General features: G+C 58.8%; 4 protein-coding genes and 1 tRNA gene. All 5 read left to right on the forward strand.

Annotated features, from left to right (window positions below):
* Positions 1-929 precede the first annotated feature (929 nt).
* Positions 930-1,005: transfer RNA gene (locus ABSG20_RS32400), tRNA-Trp, on the forward strand.
* A gap of 38 nt (positions 1,006-1,043) precedes the next feature.
* Complete coding sequence (locus ABSG20_RS32405) at positions 1,044-2,093, forward strand: type II toxin-antitoxin system HipA family toxin (RefSeq protein ID WP_423868524.1); 1,050 nt, start codon at positions 1,044-1,046, stop codon at positions 2,091-2,093.
* A complete protein-coding gene (locus tag ABSG20_RS32410; protein ID WP_423868525.1) occupies positions 2,090-2,494 on the forward strand; it encodes a DUF1488 family protein in 405 nt (134 codons plus the stop codon). Before ABSG20_RS32405 ends, ABSG20_RS32410 begins: the two co-directional genes overlap by 4 nt.
* A 167-nt stretch (positions 2,495-2,661) precedes the next feature.
* The gene (locus tag ABSG20_RS32415; RefSeq protein ID WP_423868526.1) at positions 2,662-3,123 is read left to right on the forward strand and encodes a mobile mystery protein A; all 462 of its coding nucleotides are present in this window, start codon (positions 2,662-2,664) and stop codon (positions 3,121-3,123) included.
* Positions 3,120-3,571 (forward strand): mobile mystery protein B (locus ABSG20_RS32420; protein ID WP_423868527.1); only part of this gene is annotated, 452 nt, incomplete at its 3' end. The genes ABSG20_RS32415 and ABSG20_RS32420, both read left to right, overlap by 4 nt.

Here is a 3,571-nt window from a genome sequence, read left to right on the forward strand (position 1 = left end):
TCGTAAGTAGGACCTAGCTTGTACTCATGTCGATACTCGTCGCCATCTGTCCATGTTGTCACCTCGACATCGGGGTGACTCCGTCTCTCAAATTCGCCTACGCCGCGCCTCAGTTCCTCAACTTCGTCTGAGTGCTTCTTGGCCGCTCGGCCATGCGAAGTCCCAAATTTCCCATCGGTACGGAGTGAGCTTGTTAAGGTCTGCTTGGAGGATGTTATTTACGGCAAAGGCAGCGTCGTTAGTGAGCTTCTGTATCATTCTGAACTGTTCAGCCTTGTCGTACCCCTTAAATATTACCTCGATAACCGAGTCTCTCTCTTGCTTAAGAGTCTGGGTAACTATTTGACGCAACACTGCGCCGTAGTCACTGGTGCAACTCCAGTCGCTATCTGTGGAAGCGCGTGCGAGACAAATCTTTAGTGCGACGCGCAGACTATTGAACGCCAGATCGTTACAGCTGTAGCCAGGAATCCTCCAGCATCCTCCCGCTGAACCGGAGCCATGGCTCCTGCCAGATCCAGAAGAGGAATTGCCCGAGCTGCCCGAACTATAAGACGGCGAATCTCTCGTGTCATACGTAGAGGAATCCTCTGGACTTAAGTCCCCAGAACCCAATGGCTTTCCGATCCCGCCGTCACGACCGCGCAAATCGCTGTGGCCACTGCGCAGGCCGGCGCCCCAGCTGCCCGTGAGCGGGGCGCTCGCGACGATCAGGATACATGCAATGAAAAGTCGAAGTAACACCGAGCCATTGTAACTCATGGCATTTTTCGCTCTATGGCAGCGCGATACAGGCGCATCATTAACAGCTGTTGGTTGATTTGGATCGCCCTGGCGGACTTTCAATAGGCAACGAAGAGGAAATTATTTGCCTTGCGAGCCAAAAGTGCCGATCGCCGAGGGACCATGCGGCCACGCAGGGTCCGTACAGGAGTGTAGCTCAATTGGTAGAGCACCGGTCTCCAAAACCGGGGATCGCAGGTTCGAGCCCTGCCACTCCTGCCAGCCTGTCTAATTGCTATTGATGCGGAACGATGGGCGGGATGTTTCGGCGTTCGCGGCTGTTCCGGCTTTTAAGCCTTTTACAGGCGCGCGCACTCAAGATCAATCCCGACAACCGCTTTGCCCTGTTGCTTGCCTTCGGCCGTGACTGCGCGGGCGCCGTGAGCTTGATCGATCCTGCTCCGATCAACGAGCCGGCCATCGACATCGGCGATCCGACGGCAACGGCGGCGCTGGCCAGCCGCGGCTCGTTGTCCGGCGTGCAGCCGAAGCTGCTCGCAGTCAAGGACGGCCGTCACTACAGGCCGGCGCGGCTGGACGAGACGTCGACTTATATCGCCAAGCTTCCGTCGGGCAGCCTGCGCGACATCATCGAGAACGAGTTTCTGGTGTTGCGCGCTTGCCGTTCGTTATTGCCTCGCGACACCATCGTGGACGCTGTGATCGCCCCGCTGAAGGGCATTGGCGACAAGGCTTTGCTGGTGCATCGCTTCGATCGTCTGCGCAGCGGCGCACGAATTCATTTCGAGGAATTCAATCAACTGCTCGGGCGCCGTTCGGGTGATGACAAATACGATGCCGCCGATGAGGACATGGCGTCGTTCATCGTCAATACACCCGGCTGCGCGCCCGCCGATGCCTGGCGGCTTTTTGAGCGCGTGCTGGTCTGTCTTCTGACCGGGAATACCGACGCGCATCTCAAGAACTTTGCGATGCTGCATACGCCGGACGGACTGCGCCTCACCCCGGCCTACGATCTCGTCGCGGCCGCGCTCTATCCCGAATACCGCAGCTTCGCGCTTTCGATTGGCGGAGCCGCCAATCTGACCATCGATCAGATCAAGCCAAGGCATTTGGTGGCGCTGGCGCAGGCCTGCAATCTCTCCGACGATTTGATCCTGCTCACGGTGCAGCGCCTCGATGACCGCCGCAAAAGAGTTGAGAAAGCGCTGACCGCCGAAGCAAGGAAGATCGGTGCGGAGGGACTTGGAGAGGACATTCTTGAACTCATGGAGCGGAGATGGAACGGGAGTTTCTCCTCAATTGGCCGGTTCTTGTCGAAGAAGCGACCCGGCGCCGACAAGGAATGAAGTTGACGCAGCGCGACCTCGCGGCGCTGGCAAAAGTCAGCACGCCCACCGTGTCGCGCTTCGAGCAGGCGGCGAAGGATGTGCAACTGTCGTCGGCGCTGGCAATCCTCGACGTGCTCGGCATGACCGACAGGCGCACGCTGACTTTCAAAGACAAGGAGTACTCCTACGATATCGGTACCGGCGTAGCCTTCTGGGGACAGGATGGAGCCGAGCGGGTACCATGCCAAATCGCGCGCGAGGCGCTCGACGATCATTTTTCAGATGGCGGCCGGCTGCGGCCACGTGCGGCATTCGAGAAGCATCGCGATGCAATCGAAGCGCTGGCACGCCGCAAATATCTCCGCGCTCAACTGGAATCGGATGGGTCGGTCGTGATCCGCACCAATGAGATCGTGTGAAATCCGGCGGCTAAATCACCCCTGCCAAGTCGTTGATTTGGTTCAAGATGGCCTGGCAATCAGATCATGGACTGATTCTCAGAAAATAAAACATGTTGTAGACTGATATAGCTTAATATAAATCAGTCTATAGACTGATATTAGACTCCAGAGAATCAGGTATCACTATGAAAAACGATGCTCGCCAGCGAGGCCGTAAACGACTTGATGAGCGCTTGATGGCGCTCAAACCCGAAGACCGTTTCGCCGCCCCGCCGAAAGGCTGGGTGCGGGCGATCAGGGACGCGCTCGGGATGACCGGCGTCCAGTTCGCCAAGCGGCTCGAAATCCGCCCCCAGAGCGTCGAGGCGCTCGAAAAGTCTGAAGCGAACGGTTCGATCCAGCTCAAGACGCTGCGCCGCGCCGCGGAAGCGCTCGACTGCACGCTTGTCTACGCCCTCGTGCCGAATACGTCGCTTGAAGGCGCCGTGAGCGCGCGCGCGCGCAAGATCGCCAAGCGCGAACTGGGCCGCGTCGCCCATACAATGAAGCTGGAAGCGCAGGGGACAGGCGACGCCAATCTCGAAGCGCGCATTGAGGCGTATGTCCGTGATGTCCTCAAAGACCGTGACCCGTGGAACGAGCCATGACGGATCTCTTCCGGGAACCGAATGACGCAACGCCGCTCGACTCCGCGCGGCGCGGCGATCTGCTGCAAACCTGGATTACCAGCCGCGCCGACCTGAATGAGGCGGAAGAGGAAAACATCGTCAAAGGCACGGCCTGGGGCCGCCGCCGCCGCGGCAAGGCAGCTGATCTTCTGACCGAGGATTTCGTCAAAACGCTGCACAAGCGGATGTTCGGCGAAGTCTGGAAATGGGCCGGGACTTACCGGCAGGGCGAACTCAATATCGGTATCGCCCCGCACCTTATCGCCGCAGAAATGCCGGCGATGCTCGACGACATGCGCTACTGGGTCGAGCACAAGACCTATCCGCCTGACGAAATCGCCGCGCGCCTGCATCACCGGCTGACGCAGATTCACGCGTTTCCGAATGGCAATGGCCGTCACGCGCGCATGATGGCGGATCTCGTGAT

This window comes from Bradyrhizobium sp. (assembly GCF_049512235.1).
GTDB lineage: Bacteria > Pseudomonadota > Alphaproteobacteria > Rhizobiales > Xanthobacteraceae > Bradyrhizobium.